The organism is Gilliamella sp. BG2 (genome assembly GCF_046635645.1).
Lineage (GTDB): Bacteria > Pseudomonadota > Gammaproteobacteria > Enterobacterales > Orbaceae > Gilliamella > Gilliamella bombi.
The window spans coordinates 176551-197733 of sequence record NZ_JBIDFF010000001.1; the positions used below are offsets into that span (position 1 = coordinate 176551).

The 21183-nt window shown below is 35.3% G+C and carries 15 protein-coding genes, 1 tRNA gene and 2 pseudogenes; 6 read left to right on the top strand and 12 right to left on the bottom strand.

The window, feature by feature from the left end; translation table 11 throughout:
* Positions 1 to 62: 62 nt before the first annotated feature.
* The 6 genes from ACGH6Q_RS00745 to ACGH6Q_RS00770 form a co-directional block, all read right to left on the bottom strand.
* Positions 63 to 896 carry a mechanosensitive ion channel domain-containing protein gene (locus tag ACGH6Q_RS00745; RefSeq protein ID WP_085164619.1) on the bottom strand — a complete coding sequence of 278 codons (834 nt, stop codon included), beginning with the start codon at positions 894 to 896 and terminating at the stop codon, positions 63 to 65.
* Between the two features lie 61 nt (positions 897 to 957).
* Positions 958 to 1551 (bottom strand): nucleoid occlusion factor SlmA, encoded by a 594-nt coding sequence (gene slmA / locus ACGH6Q_RS00750; protein ID WP_034909580.1) that lies wholly within the window; start codon positions 1549 to 1551, stop codon positions 958 to 960.
* Positions 1548 to 2006, bottom strand: a complete 459-nt coding sequence (gene dut, locus ACGH6Q_RS00755) for a dUTP diphosphatase (protein WP_034909576.1) — start codon at positions 2004 to 2006, stop codon at positions 1548 to 1550. Before dut ends, slmA begins: the two co-directional genes overlap by 4 nt.
* Positions 1990 to 3216 carry a bifunctional phosphopantothenoylcysteine decarboxylase/phosphopantothenate--cysteine ligase CoaBC gene (coaBC, locus tag ACGH6Q_RS00760; RefSeq protein ID WP_411591443.1) on the bottom strand — a complete coding sequence of 409 codons (1227 nt, stop codon included), beginning with the start codon at positions 3214 to 3216 and terminating at the stop codon, positions 1990 to 1992. The genes dut and coaBC overlap by 17 nt, the downstream gene beginning before the upstream one ends.
* Positions 3217 to 3267: 51 nt before the next feature.
* Positions 3268 to 4929: a DNA repair protein RecN gene (gene recN / locus ACGH6Q_RS00765; protein WP_411591444.1), complete on the bottom strand. Its 1662-nt coding sequence runs from the start codon at positions 4927 to 4929 to the stop codon at positions 3268 to 3270.
* A gap of 317 nt (positions 4930 to 5246) precedes the next feature.
* A complete protein-coding gene (locus tag ACGH6Q_RS00770; protein WP_411591446.1) occupies positions 5247 to 6515 on the bottom strand; it encodes a 3-deoxy-D-manno-octulosonic acid transferase in 1269 nt (422 codons plus the stop codon).
* Positions 6516 to 6614: 99 nt separating this feature from the next.
* Here ACGH6Q_RS00770 and ACGH6Q_RS00775 point away from each other — a divergent pair.
* The 4 genes and pseudogenes from ACGH6Q_RS00775 to metF all read left to right on the top strand — a co-directional run.
* Positions 6615 to 6869: pseudogene (locus ACGH6Q_RS00775) on the top strand (transposase); the annotation flags it as partial.
* 160 nt (positions 6870 to 7029) lie between these two features.
* The gene (locus ACGH6Q_RS00780) at positions 7030 to 7581 is read left to right on the top strand and encodes a YagU family protein (RefSeq protein ID WP_065561279.1); all 552 of its coding nucleotides are present in this window, start codon (positions 7030 to 7032) and stop codon (positions 7579 to 7581) included.
* Between the two features lie 173 nt (positions 7582 to 7754).
* Complete coding sequence (gene metE, locus ACGH6Q_RS00785; protein WP_411591448.1) at positions 7755 to 10028, top strand: 5-methyltetrahydropteroyltriglutamate--homocysteine S-methyltransferase; 2274 nt, start codon at positions 7755 to 7757, stop codon at positions 10026 to 10028.
* A gap of 135 nt (positions 10029 to 10163) precedes the next feature.
* A complete protein-coding gene (metF, locus tag ACGH6Q_RS00790; RefSeq protein WP_065625371.1) occupies positions 10164 to 11039 on the top strand; it encodes a methylenetetrahydrofolate reductase [NAD(P)H] in 876 nt (291 codons plus the stop codon).
* Between the two features lie 81 nt (positions 11040 to 11120).
* Here metF and ACGH6Q_RS00795 read toward each other — a convergent pair.
* Positions 11121 to 11197 (bottom strand) — tRNA-Met (locus tag ACGH6Q_RS00795).
* Positions 11198 to 11587: 390 nt separating this feature from the next.
* Between ACGH6Q_RS00795 and ACGH6Q_RS00800 the strand changes: the two genes are divergently transcribed.
* Complete coding sequence (locus ACGH6Q_RS00800) at positions 11588 to 11896, top strand: hypothetical protein (RefSeq protein ID WP_065590221.1); 309 nt, start codon at positions 11588 to 11590, stop codon at positions 11894 to 11896.
* 478 nt (positions 11897 to 12374) lie between these two features.
* The gene (locus tag ACGH6Q_RS00805; RefSeq protein WP_411591451.1) at positions 12375 to 13772 is read left to right on the top strand and encodes an FAD-binding protein; all 1398 of its coding nucleotides are present in this window, start codon (positions 12375 to 12377) and stop codon (positions 13770 to 13772) included.
* Between the two features lie 209 nt (positions 13773 to 13981).
* On the opposite strand, the gene ACGH6Q_RS00810 is transcribed toward ACGH6Q_RS00805, so the two are convergent.
* The 5 genes and pseudogenes from ACGH6Q_RS00810 to ACGH6Q_RS00830 all read right to left on the bottom strand — a co-directional run.
* Positions 13982 to 16171 carry a heavy metal translocating P-type ATPase gene (locus tag ACGH6Q_RS00810; protein WP_411591452.1) on the bottom strand — a complete coding sequence of 730 codons (2190 nt, stop codon included), beginning with the start codon at positions 16169 to 16171 and terminating at the stop codon, positions 13982 to 13984.
* 132 nt (positions 16172 to 16303) lie between these two features.
* Positions 16304 to 17107, bottom strand: a complete 804-nt coding sequence (gene suhB, locus ACGH6Q_RS00815) for an inositol-1-monophosphatase (protein ID WP_065590228.1) — start codon at positions 17105 to 17107, stop codon at positions 16304 to 16306.
* Between the two features lie 137 nt (positions 17108 to 17244).
* Entirely contained in the window at positions 17245 to 17391 is a 147-nt protein-coding gene (locus ACGH6Q_RS00820) for a hypothetical protein (RefSeq protein WP_167370059.1), read from the bottom strand.
* Positions 17392 to 17506: 115 nt separating this feature from the next.
* On the bottom strand, positions 17507 to 18607 hold the full coding sequence (locus ACGH6Q_RS00825; RefSeq protein ID WP_411591453.1) for a hypothetical protein: 1101 nt from the start codon (positions 18605 to 18607) through the stop codon (positions 17507 to 17509).
* A gap of 993 nt (positions 18608 to 19600) precedes the next feature.
* Positions 19601 to 21183, bottom strand: a pseudogene (locus tag ACGH6Q_RS00830) (hypothetical protein); the annotation flags it as partial.

The window sequence follows — 21183 nt, forward strand, 5'->3', positions numbered from 1 at the left end:
TGTTATTAGATAATAAAAAACTCCGTTGATAAACACAGACGGAGTTTTTAATAATTGATTGGCTACTTATTGTTAAGATTTACATCCATTGTTGGGTATGGAATATTAATATTATTTTCAGTTAATCCATTTTTGATATTTTCAAGCAGCTCACCTTTTACCGCGCCATAATTTTCGTTTAATGTCCAAACTAACACATTAAAATTCATCGAGGACGCATCTAAAACATCTAATCGAATGGTAGGCTCTTTGGATGTTAATATATTATTAGTTTTATCAACTGCTTGCTTTAATACTTGATAGACTTTTTGAATATCTGAATCATAACCAACATTAACCACCAAATCTAAACGTCTTTCTGGTAAGCGAGTATAGTTGATAATATTAGCACTTACTACTTGGCTGTTAGGAATTATAACTAGTTCGTTGGTTGGTGTAACAATAGATGTTGAGAAAATTTGTATAGAATCAATAATACCTTGCTGACTATTGATTATTACCGTTTCACCAACTTTAAATGGGCGAAAAATAATTAAAATCACTCCAGCCGCAAAGTTAGATAGTGAACCTTGTAACGCTAAACCAACAGCTAAGCCAGCCGCACCAATCACTGCAACAATAGATGCTGTTTGTACTCCTAATTGACCTAAAACAGCAACCAATGTCATTACAATAGTCGCATAGTATGCTAATGCACTGACAAATTTAACAACAGTTGGATCAACGTGTCGATTTGATAATATTCTTTTTAATTGGTTGCTAATAAATCTAGCGATAGTTCTACCAATCACAAAAATAACAATGGCAAAGCAAAAATGAGCAATATAGCTAAATACAACCCCATCATATTTTTCAATAAATGAAAGGGTATAATTTAAAAAACCTTCAAAATTCATATTATTATCCTCAGTAATGGGTAATAGAAATTTTTTTTAAAGTATTTTAATTCACAATTGGCTAAACAAGTTGTTTGATTAATAAAGACCAACGTGTATCAAAATTAGTTGTTGGTAGATATTTAAAACCTGAACGAGAATAACGTGCCATCATTCCCTCGCAAAAAGCTAATAATTGGCTAGATAAAATACGTTCATCAGTTATGAAGGCAACACCTTCACGAATTTTTCGCTCGCGTAAAACTTGTTTAATTTGAGTTTCAATTCGTTCAAATAGCTGGCTAATACGTTCTTGTAACTGATCTTGCTCAAACATTAATGCGTGCCCAGTCATAATTCTGGTTAATCCTGGGTTCTTTTCAGAAAATCCTAATATCAAAGCAAGAATAAGTTGTAACCGAGTAAATGTATTTGGCTCTTCATGCATGATCACATTTATACGGGATAACAAAATATCTTCAATATAGACAATTAAACTTTCAAACATTTTTGTTTTACTTGGAAAATGTCGATATAAAGCTGCTTCAGAAACACCTACTGTTGCAGCTAATTTAGCTGTAGTTATTCTTTGAGTGCCTTCATTCGATTCAAGCATTTTTGCCAATGCTTGTAAGATATCTTCTTTGCGATTTCTATTTTTGCTACTCACGATCATTTTTTACCCGAATGTCCAAAACCACCTTCGCCTCGTGCTGATTCAACAAATTCATCAACAATGTTAAATTCGGCTTGTACAACCGGAACAATGATTAGTTGGGCAATTCGATCGCCTGCTTCAATCACAAAAGGAGTTTGGCTTCGATTCCAAACAGGAACAAATAGTTGTCCTTGATAATCCGAATCAATCAAACCAACCAAATTACCAAGCACAATACCATTTTTTGAACCAAGCCCTGAACGTGGTAACACTAATGCCGCTAAACTAGGATCAGCAATATGCATTGATAAACCAGTCGGGGTTAGGATAGTTTCTCCTGGTTTTATTTCGGTTGTTTTATCAAACATTGCTCTTAAATCAATGCCAGCAGATCCTTCAGTTGCATAAGTAGGCAGAGGAAATTCGTTACCTAAACGTTTGTCTAATACTTTTATATCAATTTTTCTTTTCATCATGACTCGCTTTATATCGTGTTATAACAGTTTGAAGTAACTGTGTTGCTAATTGGTTTTTACTGCTTAATGGTAACGTTTGCTCACCATTTTGCCAATACAGTGTTAATGCATTTTGATCGGAATTAAAGCCAATGGTTTTATCAGAAACATCATTAGCACAAATTAAATCTAAATTTTTTGCGGTTAATTTTTTTAGTGCATAAGTTTTAACATCATTAGTTTCAGCGGCAAACCCTACCACAAAAGGACGATGTGTTTTTAGTGCTGCGACACTAGCTACAATATCGGGATTTTTAACTAATTCAATCACAAGTTCATCGTTATCGCCCGTTTTTTTAATTTTTTGTGTCGCAATTGTTTTAGCATGATAGTCGGCAACAGCGGCACAAGAAATAAAAATATTTGATTTTTTAGCGTGATTCATTGCTTCATCGTACATCTGTTTAGCGCTTTTAACGTCAATTCGGTTGACATTATTCGGCGTATGTAAATGAACTGGTCCACTAATTAATGTGACATTGGCACCCATTTGAGCAGCGGCGTTTGCAATTGCAAATCCCATTTTTCCTGAACTGTAATTACTAATATAACGAACTGGATCGATTTCTTCGATTGTTGGTCCTGCCGTAATGGTAATTGATATATCTGAAAGCACTGAGGTTGATTTAAAATAGTGGGTTATTTCTTCAACAATAGTGAGCGGCTCAAGCATACGTCCAGGTCCAACATCACCGCAGGCTTGAAAACCACTGTCTGGACCTAAAATTAAGGTATTTCTTGACGCTAATACAGATAAATTATGTTGAGTTGCGGCGGCTTTATACATTTGTTGATTCATCGCCGGAGCAATGGCAATTGGCGAAGATGTTGCTAAACAAATTGTTGATAACAAATCATCGGCAATACCATTTGCCATTTTAGCAATAATATTGGCGGTTGCAGGCGCAATTAATACTAAATCAGCCCATTTGGCAAGTTCAATATGACTCATAGAAAGCTCGGCCGATGGATCAAAGAGATCGCTAGAAACCTGATTGCCAGAAACAGCTTGAAGCGTCATTTTAGTGACAAAATGGCTAGCAGAATCAGTCAAAACAACACGCACTTGTGCGCCACATTTTTTTAAATGACGAACCAGATCAGGGCATTTATAAGCAGCAATGCCGCCAGTAATTCCTAATAAGATACGTTTACCTGTTAGACTCATAAGCCAGCTTCCTTCCTACCAAAATGAAAGCGTTATATTACCACAATTAAGTTAGATAATAAGTAGCTCTTTCGCATTGGCTAATGTTGCGTCTGTAATTTTATCGCCGCCTAATAATCTCGCTAACTCGTTTAATCGCCCATTTTCGTTTAATTTTTGCATATCTGTAGTGGTTTTTTTACCATTAGTTTGTTTACTAACAAAATAGTGTTGGTTAGCTTGTCCTGCAACTTGTGGTAAATGAGTAACGGTAATTACTTGAGTTGATTGTCCAAGCTGCCTTAATAGTTGCCCCACTTTTGCGGCGGTTGGACCGCTGATCCCAACATCGATTTCATCAAAGATTAGAGCTGGCGTATCCATTTTTTGAGCAGTTAACACCTGAATTGCCAAAGCAATACGCGACAACTCACCGCCTGAAGCAACTTTAGCCAGAGGTTGGGGACTTTGTCCTACATTAGTACTAACTAAAAAAGTGACTTGATCAGCACCATCTTCATTTAATCGATTTTCGTCAAAAGAAATATCGATACTAAATTGTCCATTAGGCATAGATAATTCATGCATAATAGTGGTTACTTTTTTAGCTAATGTTTTGCTTATCGTTAACCTTTTTTGATGCAATTTTGTAGCAATTTCAACAGCGATTTGATGGTATTTAGTAATATCATTTTTAAGTTGTTCACTTTGTTCATCTTGCTGATTAATTTGTTTAAATTCAGCTAACAAAGTTTGATGTAAATCTGGCAATTCTTCGGGCGAGACATGATGTTTACGCGCCAAAGCAATTTGTTTAGATAACCGCTGTTCTAGTTGCATAACTCGAGCAGGATCAAGCTCTAAACGTTCGCTATAATGACGAAGCTCATCGCTTGCTTCTTTAATTTGAATAGATGCCTCTTCCAACATGTTATAAACATTATTTAACGTAGGATCGAGCGAGGTTAGTTCTTGAACACTATTTTTCACACTGCTTAGTAAATTACTAACGTTATAGTCGTCTACCTCGTCTAACAACATGACAGATTGCTGGCTTAGATTAATTAACTGTTCGCTATTAGATAACCGTTTGTACTCTTCATCAATTTGTTGAAACTCCCCTTCAATGGGCGAAAATTCATTTAGTTCTTTTAATTGATATTGCAAAAGCTGCATATGCGCATCACGCTCTTGCCTTGTTGTTTCGTATTGTTGGTAAGCCCGTGTTGCCTCTTTCCATTGCTTATAGGCTTGATGCATTTGAGCAAGTAGTGTTGATTCATTCATATAATGATTTAACAACAACTGCTGATAATCACTGCGTAACAGGCGTTGATGCTCATGTTGCCCATGAACTTGAATCAACATTTGCCCCAAATCTTTTAATTGCGAAATAGGAACAGCTCGACCATTAATAAACGCTTTAGAACGCCCATCTTGATTAATCACTCGGCGCAAAATGCACTCATTGCCCTCATCAAGTTGGTTTTCGCGTAACCAAGCAAAAGCCGCTGGCGTATCATCAAGCACAAAACAAGCCGAAATATCAACACGATCAGCCCCATGCCGAATAGATGAAGCATCAGAACGATTTCCTAAACATAATCCCAATGCATCAATAGCAATCGACTTCCCTGCTCCTGTTTCCCCCGTAATAGCGGTCATCCCAGTAGTAAAGTCGACAAGAAGTTGATCTACAATAGCAAAATTATTAATAGTTAGTTGAGTTATCATAATAAATTAATACATAAGGCTAGTTATAATATTGGCAGTATAGCAGTAAAAATACTGTAAATAAATACAGGATTGGTGTTTTTGTTTTTTGAAATGTTTTGGGTGTAACTATCCCCTAAAATAGTACAGTAAAAGAGTAGAAAATTCTCTTTATTAACCCACAGAGGATTTAAATATGAAAAAAATGACTGAACATCAGATTGTATCTATTACTAAATATTTTTTCTTAACAATAGGATTCAATGTATAACTTAGAACTCTTACACTTAGTCCTAAACGTTTATGAGCATCAAAAATCAAACTACTACTTAAATTATCTAGCTTCTTATCCATTTTTCTATCTCCCTAAAATGATTAATTAATATAACTGCCTCTCGTTCTACGGTCTTAACAAAACTATTATAAATACGAAGTCTATCTTGAGTCGTCAGACTTTCTATCTGCTGAAAAATACTATTTATGTCATGTTGTATATCTGGTATAAAAGAATGTAATAGTTCATCCATATATTTCTGAGAAGAAAAATGGGGGCCGTAATAAACCATAGCACCATAAAGAAGTGGTTCAAATAAACTATGTCCTTTTAAAGAGGAGTCAAAAGAACCAAATACAATCGATGCGTGTGACATAGAATAAATGCGATTCAAAACCCCATAACTTTTTACAAAAACAATATCTGACAATATATTTTCAATATCGTTACATTCCGATATAACCTCTACTTGATTATTATATTGCTTTTTAATCACCTGAATAAAATCATCAAAAAAATTAATATGTCTGGGCACAAGTATTATTTTATAATCAAGATGAATTAATTTAGATAAAAGAACATTAACAGTATTAAGTTCATTGGGATGAAAATTAGAAATTGCTATTACTTTCCTTTCGGAAGTGATATTTTCAACACCATTAACGCGAATATTTAAGGGAAGTTTGTAGCTAGGCACAACCGACACATTAATATCTGGCATTATATGTAGCAGTTTTGTTCTAAGGTCATCTGTTTGTACATAAGCATTTTTAATTGGCGAAAACATTAACTCTCTATAATACCTGTTACTAAGACGTTGTATTGTTTTATCTGAAATATGACCATTTAAAAGTATCACCTCTCGCTTTAGCATATTCATTACTGCAAGAAAGTTTGGCCAAAAATCATGCTCAATAATTATTGCTTTTTTGATATGAAAGTGACTAAGAAACAAAGTTTGATGAATTAATGAATCAAAAGGAAAATATAATATTTTCAAATTCAGTTTATTCTTATGTAGTTTTTTATAAGCCTGAATAGATGTTACTGTTAATATAATATTTTCATTTGATTCTGGTTCAAATGAATTAATTAAATTAATTGCTGCATCAACTTCTCCTAAAGATATTGCATGAATCATTATACAATTCTTTTTATTCCATCGATGAAACAAAGAAGTAAGAAAATAATGTTGACTAATATGTTGTAAATTATCTCTAGTTTTAATATTTTGTTTACGAGTCTTAATGAAAGAATAAACAGCAAGCACAGGCAAAAATATTAACAAAAACTGAGTGACTATCAATAAACAATATCTAAATAATTTATCCATTTTTTCTCTATCGTTTAAATAAAACTATAACTATCCCCTAAAATAGTACAGCAAAAAAATAGAAAATTCTCTATGATAAAAGTAAAAGAGGATTTAAATATGAGAAAAATGACTGAACATCAAATCGTAGCTATTTTAAAAGAAGCTGAAGCTGGTATTCCCGTTAAAGAACTTTGCCGTGAATATGGCATGGAGAATTCAACTTTCTATAAATGACGGGAAAAATACGGCGGAATGGAAACTTCAGACATCAAACGCTTAAAGGAGCTTGAAGCCGAAAACCGTAAACTTAAACAGATGTTTGCCCAGCTCAGTTTAAAAGCTCAGCTTCAGGAGGAAATCATAAAAAAGCTCTAGAGTCTACTAAGGCACGGAAAACTTGGGCAGTGCAATTGCAAGAAAGTCATTTCATCACCAATAACTTTTACACCTTACTCCACTTATTCTTCTTTTATCCCAAATTACACAGGAGTATAATTTATACACCTATTATTATAATTATGGAAAACCCAGTATGTTTGGAAATAAAACAAATCGTCAAGTCATTATTTGGACAACAATCATTGGTGGTTTTATTAGTGCTTTAGTTAAGTGGGGATCCGAGGTTAATATGCCTCCTCGTGTCCCGGGTGAAATTTCGCCTCCAGCTGCACATATTGATGCATGGCTTGGCTGGCTTGGAATTGATTCTCATTCACTTGATTATATTTATCAAACAGCAACTGTTTCTGGTGCGGTAACGCTTTATCACTGGTTATTCAGTTTTGCTTTTGCCTTTGTTTATGTGGCTGGTGCATATTATTGCAACAAAATCCGACTATGGTATGGCGCAGTTTATGGCACGATTATTACTATCTCTATGCATGGTTTTTTAATTCCATTACTTGGATTTCGTCATCCTGCTTATGATGCCGAAGGTACTGTTGGTTGGTTATGGAATTTAAATGGCTATGAGCTTTGGAGCGAAATTTTGGGTCATATCTATTGGGGCGTTTCAATTGAAATTTGTATGATTGCCGTTCTTGCTCATTTTTCAAGACCTATTCGTGGCGAGTGGCGTCAATAATTTAAGCTAAATCACTTAATACTAAATCCTACTATTTAACTATAGTGGGATTTTTTATTTTATCGGTTATAGTTAAAAACTATATTAACCAATAAAAAACTAGAATTATTCAATATCTGTTTTTTTTGTTATCTTCTTTATCACTAAAGAAAGTCGATAAAAAGGAAATAAAAATGAATACTGCTGTTATTGGATATCCTCGAGTTGGTAAGCTTCGTGAACTTAAATTTGCAACAGAAGCCTATTTTAAAGGTAATAAAACACAAGCTGAATTATTAAACGAAGCTAAAGCGCTACGAGCTGAGCATTTAAAACAACAAGCGGCTCAAAAAATTGCCTTTATTTCATCTAATGATTTTTCATTCTATGATGCGGTGTTAGATACAGCGTGTTTACTTAATGTTATTCCAAAACGTTACCAAGATTTAGGTTTACCTGAACTTGACCGTTATTTTGCGATGGCACGTGGTTATCAGGGTGAAAAAGGCGATGTGCGAGCACTCGCTATGAAAAAATGGTTTAACACCAATTACCACTATTTAGTACCTGAAATTGAAGATTCAGTACAAATTAAGTTAACAGGCACTAAACCTTTTGACGAATATCAAGAAGCTAAAGCGTTAGGTGTACAAACCAAGCCGGTTGTGATTGGTGCATTAACCTTTTTTAAATTAGCGCAGTATTTAGGTAAAAAACAGCTTGTTGATTTTAAAGCTGATATTATTAAAGCTTATCAAGACATCATCCAAAAATTCACAACACTTGGTGCTGAGTGGATCCAAATTGATGAACCTATTTTAGTCACTGACCTAAATAAAGACGATATCGCTTTATTTACCGAACTTTATCAAGCGATTTTATCGATAAAAGGACAAACTAAGATTGTTTTACAAACTTATTTTGGTGATGTACGTGATTGTTATAAAGAACTTGTCGCTTTACCTTTTGATGGTATTGGTCTTGATTTTGTTGAAGGTAAACAATCATTAGCTTTACTTGAAAACAATGGTTTCCCTGCCGATAAAGTCTTATTTGCTGGTGTGGTAAATGGAAAAAATATCTGGAAAAACAATTACCAAAAAACCTTAGCATTACTTGGTAAAATCAAACAAAAAGCCGCAAATATTGTAATCAATACTTCTTGCTCATTACTGCATGTTCCTTATACATTGCAAAATGAGACCAAATTAACTATTCAACAACGTGCTTATTTTGCTTTTGCACAAGAAAAGCTACAAGAACTTGCTGAACTTGGTCAATTATTTAAGGATGCAAATCCTGAAAATAATGCCGCTTATAAAGCTAACCAAACATTATTTACTCGTGAGCGTGAAGGCGCAAATCAAGCTGTACGCCAAAAAGTGGCCTCATTAAAAGATTCGGACTTTACTCGTTTACCTGAATTTTCAGTGCGTGAAGCAGCGCAGAAAAAGGCCTTTAATTTGCCACTATTACCAACAACCACTATTGGATCATTCCCACAAACACCTGATGTACGTTTAAATCGTGCTAAATTCAAAAAAGGTGAAATTTGCCTGAACGAATACACTGAGTTTAATCAACAAAAAATTGCGCAGTGTATTAAATTACAAGAAGAAATTGGCATTGATGTGTTAGTACATGGTGAATTTGAACGTAATGACATGGTCGAATATTTTGGTGAAAGCTTAAATGGCTTTGTGTTTACTGAAAAAGCATGGGTGCAATCTTATGGTACTCGTTGCGTTAAGCCACCAATTGTTTGGGGTGATATTTCACGCTCAAAACCGATTACTGTTGCATATTCAAAATATGCACAAAGCCTGACAGACAAACCAGTTAAAGGTATGTTAACAGGACCTGTAACTATTCTAAATTGGTCGTTCCCACGAGAAGATATTTCTCAAAAAGAATCGGTATTCCAAATAGCATTAGCAATTGGTGATGAAGTATTAGATCTTGAAGCAGCGGGTATTAAGATCATTCAAATTGACGAAGCGGCATTAAAAGAAAAATTACCACTACGTAAAGCCGATTGGAACAGTGAATACCTTGATTGGGCGATCCCTGCGTTTAGATTGGTACATAGCAAAGTGCAAGCAGATACGCAAATTCATACTCATATGTGTTATAGCGAATTTGCTGACATTATTAAAGATATTGATGCAATGGACGCTGATGTTATTTCGTTCGAGGCTTCTCGCTCTAATTTGCAGTTGATTGACGTACTTAATGCAAACAACTTCAAAACTGAAGTAGGACCAGGGGTTTACGACATCCATTCACCACGTGTACCACCAGTAGCCGAAATCAAAGCAACGATTGAAAAGTTACTAGCGAAGATTGATAACCAAAAATTGTGGATCAACCCAGATTGCGGTTTAAAAACTCGTGGCGAAAAAGAAGTGGTTGAAAGCTTACAACATTTAGTACAAGCCACTTTAGAAGTAAGAAAAACACTGAACTAAGTACTATTTTTACAAAGTCGTTGAGTTTTTTATTAACAAATCAGGCTTTGTTCATAGCCTTACGTTTCCGCCGCCTATTTGGGCGGCGGAAGTGTCAATAAAGGAAATGAGTGACATAACCAATGGATGAAACAAATGAAAACAAATCTACTATTTAATAAAAAAACCGTATTCTCCTTTGAGGTTTTTCCTCCTAAAAAAACCTCACCACTAGAAACAATTTATAGTACATTGCGTGAACTTGGTTATTTTAAACCTGATTTTATCAGTGTCACTTATGGTGCAGGTGGTAGCTTAAATGGTCAAACCACCATTGATATTGCCCACTCAGTCAAACACACTTATGGCATTGAAAGCGTCGCTCACTTGCCGGGGATCAATTTTGATAAAGCTGAAATGCAAAAAATCCTACACGATCTTAAATGTGCAGGAATTGATAATGTGCTCGCTTTGCGTGGTGACATCAGCCCGAATGTGCAACCCAAAGATGATTTTCGATACGCTAGCGAACTGGTGACATTCATTAAAGAAAACGGTGATTTTAACGTGATTGGTGCATGTTACCCAGAAGGACACCTTGAAGCAGCAACACTAAAACAAGATCTGATCCACCTAAAAGAAAAAGTCAATGCAGGTACCGATCAACTTATTTCACAGCTATTTTTTGATAATGACTATTTTTATACATTTTTAGATAAAGCTCGCGATATTGGCATTAATGTTCCAATAGAAGCAGGCATCATGCCAGTGACCAATAAAAACCAAATTGAGCGTATGGTATCGATGTGTGGGGTAAATTTACCTAAAAAATTCAAACAAATGATGGAAAAATACGAACACCACCCAGAAGCATTTCGTGATGCCGGTATTGCTTATGCAATCGATCAGATTGTTGATTTGGTTTCGCAAGATGTCGATGGCATTCACTTATACACCATGAACAATAGCTACATAGCAAGACGCATTAGCGAAGCAGTATCAACATTGCTAGCGGTGCCAAAATCGGAATAGTGATGGTATAAAAATAGTAATGGTATAAAGATAAAGTGTGATGTTTGGAGTACTGTGGAGTTGTTACGGACTAGCTAAAATTGGTTGCGGGGGCTGGATTTGAACCAACGACCTTCGGGTTATGAGCCCGACGAGCTACCAAGCTGCTCCACCCCGCGTCAAAGAAGTGGCTATATTATAGCAATAAAATAATAAAGCAATACCTATTTAGCTTAAACGCCACATTTTTAAACATTCTTGAGGGGATCTAGATTATTTTCTTACATAAACACAAATTTATGTGAAAGTTTTTAACAAGGATTTTAGTCTCTTCCAAAACCAAAGACAGCAAAATCCAACTACACTGAAAATAGCAATAATTTTATAACCATAGGATTTTAATAAAAAAATCAAAATAAAACTTAAATAAAATCAATGCTCTACCTGAACAATTTTGATAAGTAACACACTGATTTTTTTACATCAGTATTTCAGTACACTCAGATAAATAAACAAAAGCCATTAACATTAATATAATGATTAACAAATATCGAGGAGTGATCAACATAATGCTACTATTTGATTATCTAAAATCTACAGATATTGAATTAATCAATACTAAATTAAAAAAAGTTGCTATGACAAACTTAAAACATATTCTTAATGATCACTACACAGAATTAGAACTTAATACTAAACAAGAGACCCAAACACTTACTTTTCATGAAAGCTTAAGTGTGATTTTAACGGGAGATTATAATGAACCCGTTTTTCAAATGTGTTTAAAAATTTATAAAGATGAAATGTATCTTGGTTATTATCACTATTTAACAACATTAGACCTTACCTTTGTTGATGAATTCTTTGTTATCAGATAACCAATAAAAGCACGTTGTTTTGCATTTTATATTGAAATGCTTAAATATAGAAAAACGCCGAATTGTTTGCACTTCATGGTCAAAATAATCCTCTAAGAACTCATAAGGTATTTTTCCAAAAATCACTTTATTCGGTTTAGCGATATTATAAAAATTAATAAAGCGTACAAGTTTTTGTTTTCTACCTTTTGAATCGCTAAATATTTGCTGATTATGCCACATCGCAATTCAAAGTTCGTGTTACTCTTTCGACTTTCCATTTGTTTGTGGGTAGGCTGCTTTGGTGAATTTTTGATTAATAAGGTAGTTATGACTCATTTTTATTTTCTCAATTTTTAAGATGTTCACCACTGCTGTTTATTTTCCCATACTACTTTATTCAAAAATAAGCACATAAAAATTATAGAAGCATTGATTTATTTAATTTGTATAGATAGAATCATATTTTTAATATATCCAAAATAAATAATAACTTATAATGAAAAAATTAACTTTATTGAGCTGTTGTCTTTTCTTACTACTACCACTAAAAGCGCAAGCTGTCGTTGTAAATGATGTTACAGGTATGACACCAGTACAAGCATCTGCGGTTATGCAACCAGAATCGACTCAACAGGTCTCTGAACTAGTTAAAAATACCTCTGGTCCAATTAGTATAGCTGGTGGCAAATACAGCATGGGTGGACAAACAGCAATAAACAATGGAATTCAAATAGATACACAAAAACTCAACCATGTGATTGATTTCAATCCTGAGAAGAAAATTTTAACCATTGAAACAGGCGCAACTTGGCGTCAAGTACAGGAATTGATTGATCCCTACAATTTATCGGTAAAAATCATGCAAAGCTATGCCAATTTTAGTATTGGTGGTTCACTTAGTGTAAATGTGCATGGGCGTTATATTGGAGAAGGCCCTATGATTTTATCTGTTGAGAAGTTCAAAATTGTCCTAGCTGATGGCGCTATTGTCGAAGCCAGTCCAAAAGAAAATCAAGATATATTTTATGGCGCTATCGGCGGTTATGGTGGATTAGGCGTAATTACAGAAGTCACTTTGCGACTTGTTGATAATGTTAAAGTAAAACGCATTAGCGATGTTATGCCAATTGCCAAGTATTACCCATATTTTATGCAACAGATTCGTTCTGACAAAAGTGCCATATTCCATAACTCGGTAATTTACCCACCTGATTTTGAAGAAGTTCGTGCTGTCACTTTTAAAGAAACACAAGAACCATTGACTATTTTGGACAGATTACGTCCAATCGACCAATATTCGTTTGAACAGGAACAAAAAATAAAAATTGTCGCCTCATCAAATTTAGGCAAGCATTTACGTAAATTGTATGATGATATAGATTATACAAAACAACCAGTAATGTGGCGTAATTATGAAGCCAGTTATGATGTGTCGAATTTACAGCCAATTAAAAGCAAAAATAAAAGTTTTGCTCTACAGGAGTATTTTATCCCCATAGAGCGGTTTGAGGATTTTTATCCTGAATTAATTGCTATCCTAAAAAAACATCAGGCTAATGTAATTAATATTTCGATTCGTCATGCAAATCCTGATAGCGGTTCATTACTAGCATGGGCTAAAACCGAAGTGTTTGCTTTTGTTATTTATTATCAACAAGATACTGATGAACAAAGCAAAAAGCAAGTAGGAATCTGGACACGAGAATTAATCGATGCAGTATTAGCAAAGGGTGGAAGTTATTATTTACCGTATCAATTACATGCAACTGGTGAACAATTTCAGCGCGCATACCCACAAGCAGATCGCTTTTTTAAACTTAAAGCACAATTAGACCCAGAAAATAAATTCAATAACATGCTATTAGATCGATACCACCCTAAAATAATTCAGTAAACAAAATAAGGCATATTTATCTTGTTTATTATTACTATTTAACAATATTGGACGTACTTTTTTTGATAAGTTTTATACTCAAACACCATGTTACCTGAAACTTTTTAACAAGAATGTACGCTTATTTGTAGAATGAATTAAGTTAATTTGTCTTCTAATCAATATAAAGGAGGCTTAGAGCCTCCTTAATTCAAAACAAAAATCTTATATTATTGGTTTTCTGATTTTGCCTTCCAACGTTTAAGTAAAAGTGCATTGGTTACAACGCTAACACTACTTAACGCCATAGCGGCACCAGCTATCATTGGATTTAAAAATCCCAATGCCGCTAGCGGAATACCAATTAAATTATAGAAAAATGCCCAAAATAAATTTTGTTTAATTTTATTATAGGTTCGGCGCGAAATATCGATCGCATCAGCAATCAAAAACAGATTACCACGCATTAGAGTAATACTTGCTGCATGCATAGCCACATCGGTGCCAGTGCCCATAGCAATACCAATATCGGCAGCCGCCAAGGCTGGAGCATCATTAATACCATCTCCTACCATTGCCACTGTTTTATTACCAGTTATATCTTCACTTTTTTGTAGTTGATAAATATAGTTTGCTTTATCTTGCGGTAATACTTCAGCAATAACCTTATCTAAGCTTAACTGCTGCCCTACATAATTAGCTGCTTTCTGGTTATCACCAGTTAACATAACGGTTTTTACATTTAACTGATGTAATGCTTGAATAGCTTTTTCGGCTTCCCCCTTTATTACATCAGCAAAACCCAAGAGTGCTAATATCACCACATTACCTTCTGATTGCTGTTTCGCTAAAAATGAAATGGTATAACCTTTACTCGATAACTGATTAATTTTATCGTCCATACCAACAAAATAGGCATTTAATGATTTCATCCAACGCAAACTACCTAAATAATATTCGGTGTTATCAACGGTTGCCATCACTCCTGAACCAGCTACCGAAGTAATATTTTGAGCATAATGATACTCTTTAGCTTTACTTAAAATAGCTTTGGCAAGTGGATGCTCACTACCTGCTTGTAATGACGCTGCGAGCGATAAAATTTGATCGGGCGTCTCACTACCCATAACATCCATTTCAACTAATTCTGGTTTACCAATAGTTAATGTGCCTGTTTTATCAAATGCAACCATATTAATATTATGCAGTGTTTCTAATGCCTCGGCATCTTTAATTAAAATACCATGACGAGCAGCCACTCCTGTACCAACCATAATTGCTGTTGGTGTTGCCAAACCTAATGCACAAGGGCAAGCAATCACTAACACAGCCACCGCATGGAGTAATGCTTGTTGCCAATCATGCGATATCACACCCCAAGCCAATAACGTAACAAGTGCAATCAATAAAATCACTGGCACAAAAATAGCGCTGATGCGATCAACAATTCGTTGGATTGGTGCTTTCTTAGCCTGAGCAGATTCAACCATTTCAATAATTTTGGATAAAGTAGAATCCGCTTGAATCGCTGTGGTTTTAACGATAAGTAACCCTTCGCCATTAATTGTACCGCCAGTAACAACATCATTAACGGTTTTATTTACAGGAAAGCTCTCACCGGTTAGCATTGATTCATCACTACTAGATGCACCTTCAATCACAACGCCATCAACTGGAATACGCTCTCCAGGCTTAATAATAACAATATCATCCACTTTAACTTGGTTAATGGGTAAACTTATTTCTTGATTATCACGCCTTACTAAAGCAACATCAGGGCGTAGCGCAGACAGGGCTTCAATTGCTTGTGTGGTTTGATGTTTAGCTCTTGATTCTAACCACTTACCAAGCAAAATTAAGGTAATAATAATAACTGAAGATTCAAAATAAAGGTGCTCATCATTACCCATGATAAGCTGATAAACTGATAACCCATATGCCGCACTAGTACCAATGGCCACTAATAAATCCATATTACCCGACAACGCTTTAGCCGCATTAAAACCGCTTCGATAAAATTTAGCACCAAGTCCAAATTGCACAATAGATGCAATAACCAGTTGTAACCAAGCTGGCATCATCACATGAAACCCAAAAGGCTCTAATAACATAGGTAACACAAAAGGAATGGCCAAAATAACAGAAATCACAATCGGCCAAATAGATGCTTGTTTGTTAACTTTCTTTGCACCTGATTGTTGATCTGAAATTTTAATAGCACGATAGCCCGCTTTATCAACCGCAGACATTAATGCTTCAAGTTTAACATGAGTATCTGCATTAATAGTTGCTTTCTCAGTTGCCAGATTAACACTGACATCAATTACACCATCAACTTTTTTAATTGCTTTTTCTACACGACTAACACAAGAGGCACAACTCATTCCTTCAATATTAAGATGATATTGTATTGTCTTCATAAAATGCAGCCTTAATTTTTATACGATTATTGATTAGTATATACTCAAAATTAATAACAATGCAGAAAAATACTAGACAGATCGCAAGAATTTAACTTGCGATCAAAATAAGAGGAAATAAAAAAGATAACGTTAGTTACGTAATTTTTCGGGCCACTCGTTTTGAGTAGAAACTAATAAATCCTTAACAATTCTAGGATTACCCGCAACAACATTGCCCGAAACCATATAATTATTGCCACCTGCAAAATCGGTAATAACGCCACCTGCTTCACGCAAAATCAACTCACCGCCAGCAATATCCCATGGTTTTAAGCCAATTTCAAAAAAGCCATCTAAACGACCTGCAGCAACATAGGCAAGATCTAAAGCGGCAGAACCAGTACGACGAAAATCGCCACATCTAACAAATAATTTTTGTAATACGCCAAAATAACTATCGCTATATTGTTTAGCTTTAAACGGAAAAGCCATTGCCAACACGCTACCGTCTAAATCTTTCGCATTACTCACTCGAATACGATAACCATTAAGTTGAGCGCCTTTACCACGAGCAGCAGTAAACAGCTCATTACTCATTGGATTATAAACAACAGCAATTTCGGTTTTACCTTTAACCCGAGCTGCGATAGACACTGCAAAATGAGGGATATTTTTAATAAAATTGGTCGTACCATCAATTGGGTCAATTATCCACTGAGTATCGGCATCATTACCTTTAGCTAAGCCGCTTTCTTCGGCAATGATAGTATGGTCAGGATAAGCTTTTTTAATTGTTTCAATAATCAAAGCTTCAGCCGCACGATCGGTATTAGTGGCAAAATCATTAGCGCCTTTGGTTTCGATTTCGATTGAACTAGGGTTTTCATAAGCCTTGATGGCTACATTACCTGCTTTACGAGCAGCACGAATAGCAATATTCAGCATCGGATGCATAAATTTATTCCAATTGATGATGTTAAAGAACGAATTATATTAGTATGCCATTTGTCATACTAAAAACTGTTATATAGTATAAAGGTTTTGTGGCTTTATTGCCAGTGTGTGTGGAGTGTTTTTCGGTAAAAAAACAGTTAAGAAAACTTTAATAAAATCATCATCTTTTCTGACTGATTTTTAGTGAAAAATAATTTCTTTTTGTTTTGGTGAATAAAATAGATTGGTGCGGTGGTTTCAGCGTCGGTGGCGGTAGGGGCGGCGCAGTTTTGTGGCTTTGCCACAACTGCGCAACCCTAAGGGGTTTTCCCTAACTTGCGCCAGAGCTTTATTCTTTGTTAAATTATCCTCTATTTGCACCATAACGCCTTCCGCTCCCTAAGGATTAAGAACTAAACGCTAATGTGCGCAAAAAACTTTGGCTTCGTAGTTGCGCGAGGGCGAGCTCGGGCGGATACCAATGACGCCAGAGAGCGAACTGGCATCGAACTGATATTCAACGTCTCGTGCGTCACTTGTCCAGTAGGTGCCACCATATTTCTGATCATAGGACGCCATGTCACCCCACTCAGTGAAAAAACCTTCTCCAATTCGACGTTGGTAATAATTACCAGATGACGACGCGCGGTTATTTATGTCATCTATACAGGGGAAAATATTGTATATACCACACTTCGCATTGCTTAACTCCCTTACTCTTGCCATGTGATAACCCCAAAAACGACACCATTTTAACTGCTTTTCATAACTGTCCTCCCCCATCAGCACGTCTTCCCGTGTAATGAACCACTTCTGCAACACAAATCCATATTTTACTACCTCAACGCCATATGTATCTCTACCCACTAACTCAAACCTCTGTGGTAATCTTGGTACCCCCCACCTCCATCCATCAGATGGACCAGTTAGCTTAACACGGGCAACTCGCCCCCTATCTTCATCAGGAATCCAATATTCATTAGCTACAACATTTGTCACTGTTGCAGAGATTCCGCTCAAAGTAACGGTGTTCCATGTCAATTCTTCTGGTTCTATTCCTGTTATGAGTAAATCAAAATATAAATTATTCGCACCTGTAGTCGGGAAATTGAGGTAGTATAAATCAGGATCAATTGATTGTACTAAAAAGCCCTTCTTAGGATCCCATATGCCAGCTGGGCCTGCGTATTTGCCGTCACCAGCAAATAGATTTGGCCTTGCATAATGGATAACTGGCGACTCTGGTAGCATTATTGCATCACTACGATTACCCGCTCGATACTTTTTGCCATTCGCCTGTACATTCCATGACGATGACAATAATAACAGTGCTAATACTAGCAAAGCTGTTTTAGGTGATTTGAACGATAATTTCGATAATTCGTTGAGAGATAATTTGGAAGGTATAAATAAGTTTCGTGAAAAAACTCGCCGAATAAGATTATTTGATAAACTTAAGACATAGGTTTGCCAGTGCTTGTGCCTTGTGCCTTGTGCCTTGTGCCTAAAATGATAATGCATTATGGTTCACCTGTCAAGTAATTATTTGTTTTATTTATATTTTTATAATTATTTGCTTGTTTAATAAGCTTGTTTCCCTATAGCGTTAAAAGTATAACCATTTAAAAAATGGTTGGCTAGCTTTTTGTTAATTTATTGTAAATAATTGTTCGTGGTGGGGAAAAAAGATGGAATTGATAGATGGGTTGGTCTTGAATGGTGGAATAAGCGCTTTTTGAAGGTATAAAATCGTTCAGGTAGATAGCTGATTTTATTTGATTTTTTTACACTTAAAACAAGTGGTCATATAGTAAATGCTATTTTTAGTCGTAGAAATTACTCTCATTGTTTACCGTAATTTAAGGAACGACAGCAATGAACATACATAAAAAATCAAACTAAAGATTTATCAATGGTGGCTAAAAGTAATAACAAAGCCTAGCTAGACGACAGTTTCAGGTCGGCACCAAACATTTACATATTCCATTTATAACACCTAAAAACCGCATGAAGCATTAAATAATCATCCATTTTATAAAGCACTAAAATAAACAATGTAATTCTCGGCATGATTTGTGAATATTTACATGACTATTCACTTTTTAGGCTGTATTTTGTGAGAAACATTCAAGATCTCTATACCATTTGGTAATTAATTAAAGTGTCGCTGTATCTATTCATTAAAACGTTTGATAACCATTTTATTAATCAAAATTTACAAAACCAGCCCACCAATAAACGAATGAAAAACCGAAAGCATGATACATACTTTAATTGCAATGTGGCATGATATAAAAAATATTTAACAATACAGAAAATAGAAAACAAAAGTCTAAGCTACTTATTCACATTTATAATATGGTTATACATAAAGCTATTTCTGGTAAAACGCCTTTATGTGTTTGAGTGGGTTATTTTAATCATGAAATATAAATAACCCATTATTTTATTACAACAATCCTATTTTATAAATGCTCCTTTACTGAATAAATAATATCACATTTAAAATATTTTCTATCCTTTACAAATAGCGTAACCTAACCAAGGAGCTTCAGTTGTAAACGTGCTAGTAAAACCATCATGGTTATGTACAACATATGGAAGCTGTACACCTTCAATCACCGAAGAATCCGATGTCCAATATCTAGAGGTAAAATCAGGCGGAGCATAATATTCTTGCCATTCTGAATCAGGGTAAGAAGATTTAGTTGTCCACCCCCATTCACCCAAAATAGAGCCACCTATTACACGAGTATAGCTATTAGACAATCCAGTTAATTCTGCCCCTTGACCTTCATATCGTGGCGAATTTGTTAATTGGGCTCGACTCATCATATTTTGTAAACCTCCACAATGCTGTTGTACAGCATTAAACGATCCTCTAAAATTTTTCGGTACCCCCCAAATAGAAGTTGGGTTAAAACGGTAATCATGAATGACAGAATTATCTCTTTTTAAAGTTACCCTCACTGTAACAGTTCCTGAAGGTTTACTATTAAGTTTTACTACACCATTTTGATCAATTGCAACACCTCCTCCTGGGTTATTGATCACTTGATAATGATAATCATCTTGTGCTCCTGTCATCACTAATTGAAATTTAGCACCAGGAAACCCTGTTGTTGGGAATGTGTTTGATGAAACTATTGGCTGTGCTTTAAAACCATAATTAGGTACGTAATCTTGAGTATAACCACCACCAACTAGAGGGTGGCGATTAGCATATTCAGGCCGATTAAAATAATATTCATCTGTTTTTAAATCAACTCCAATCCATTGGTATTCAGGATGAACTATAGTAGAATTCGGTTTTGCATAACAAATTTGCGATTTTGGTGCGATTTGGTAGGTCTTAGCTAGGGTAATTTGCTTGCCTACATCAGGTATTCCGTATGCTGAATGGGCACTAACATTGGTTTTTATGATGAGCTTTAATGGCATTGAAAAGCCACTACCACAACCTATCATTTTTTTCTTATCATTACCTATTATTCTTACGCCATTATTGTCATACCACCAATAATTAGTCGATTCAACCTTAAACGGCTCCTGTGGATCGGCACTATCACCATCTATATCGCTGTAATTTTCAACTTTATCTAAGTTTGTTGAAGTATAAATCGCCACTTTAAAATCGTTAAGCGTTAAATTACCATCAAATTCTTTCACTTCACTAGATTTTATAGTGCCACTCGCCTCACTGTAAAAAACACCGTTGACAGTAAAACCATGTTTATCTGCACTCGATAACGCCACCACTTGCGGTGCATTTCCTGTAATAATCTGATTCGAAGTTGCTGTTAGTATTGCATTAGCTGAGCCAACGTGTATCCATTGTGATAATAAGATTAAACCCATTATTTGAGCAAGTTTCGGTTTTGAGTGAGCTGTGAGTGTCGTTATTTTGACAACAAAGTGAGATTTGCAATGGAAGTGTTTAAAACAAAAAGATAACAGTAAAAATAAAACGTTTTGCCGTAATATTAAAGGTGAAATAAAACGATTAACAAAATGCCCGATGCCCGATGCCCGATGCCCGATGCCCGATGCCCGATGCCCGATGCCCGATGCCCGATGCCCGATGCCCGATGCCCGAT

Excerpts from the sequence above, each read along its gene's own strand:
- ACGH6Q_RS00745 (WP_085164619.1), bottom strand. The coding sequence starts at position 896 with ATGAATTTTGAAGGTTTTTTAAATTATACCCTTTCATTTATTGAAAAA.
- slmA (WP_034909580.1), bottom strand. The coding sequence starts at position 1,551 with ATGATCGTGAGTAGCAAAAATAGAAATCGCAAAGAAGATATCTTACAA.
- dut (WP_034909576.1), bottom strand. The coding sequence starts at position 2,006 with ATGAAAAGAAAAATTGATATAAAAGTATTAGACAAACGTTTAGGTAAC.
- coaBC (WP_411591443.1), bottom strand. The coding sequence starts at position 3,216 with ATGAGTCTAACAGGTAAACGTATCTTATTAGGAATTACTGGCGGCATT.
- recN (WP_411591444.1), bottom strand. The coding sequence starts at position 4,929 with ATGATAACTCAACTAACTATTAATAATTTTGCTATTGTAGATCAACTT.
- ACGH6Q_RS00770 (WP_411591446.1), bottom strand. The coding sequence starts at position 6,515 with ATGGATAAATTATTTAGATATTGTTTATTGATAGTCACTCAGTTTTTG.
- ACGH6Q_RS00780 (WP_065561279.1), top strand. The coding sequence starts at position 7,030 with ATGTTTGGAAATAAAACAAATCGTCAAGTCATTATTTGGACAACAATC.
- metE (WP_411591448.1), top strand. The coding sequence starts at position 7,755 with ATGAATACTGCTGTTATTGGATATCCTCGAGTTGGTAAGCTTCGTGAA.
- metF (WP_065625371.1), top strand. The coding sequence starts at position 10,164 with ATGAAAACAAATCTACTATTTAATAAAAAAACCGTATTCTCCTTTGAG.
- ACGH6Q_RS00800 (WP_065590221.1), top strand. The coding sequence starts at position 11,588 with ATGCTACTATTTGATTATCTAAAATCTACAGATATTGAATTAATCAAT.
- ACGH6Q_RS00805 (WP_411591451.1), top strand. The coding sequence starts at position 12,375 with ATGAAAAAATTAACTTTATTGAGCTGTTGTCTTTTCTTACTACTACCA.
- ACGH6Q_RS00810 (WP_411591452.1), bottom strand. The coding sequence starts at position 16,171 with ATGAAGACAATACAATATCATCTTAATATTGAAGGAATGAGTTGTGCC.
- suhB (WP_065590228.1), bottom strand. The coding sequence starts at position 17,107 with ATGCATCCGATGCTGAATATTGCTATTCGTGCTGCTCGTAAAGCAGGT.
- ACGH6Q_RS00825 (WP_411591453.1), bottom strand. The coding sequence starts at position 18,607 with ATGCATTATCATTTTAGGCACAAGGCACAAGGCACAAGGCACAAGCAC.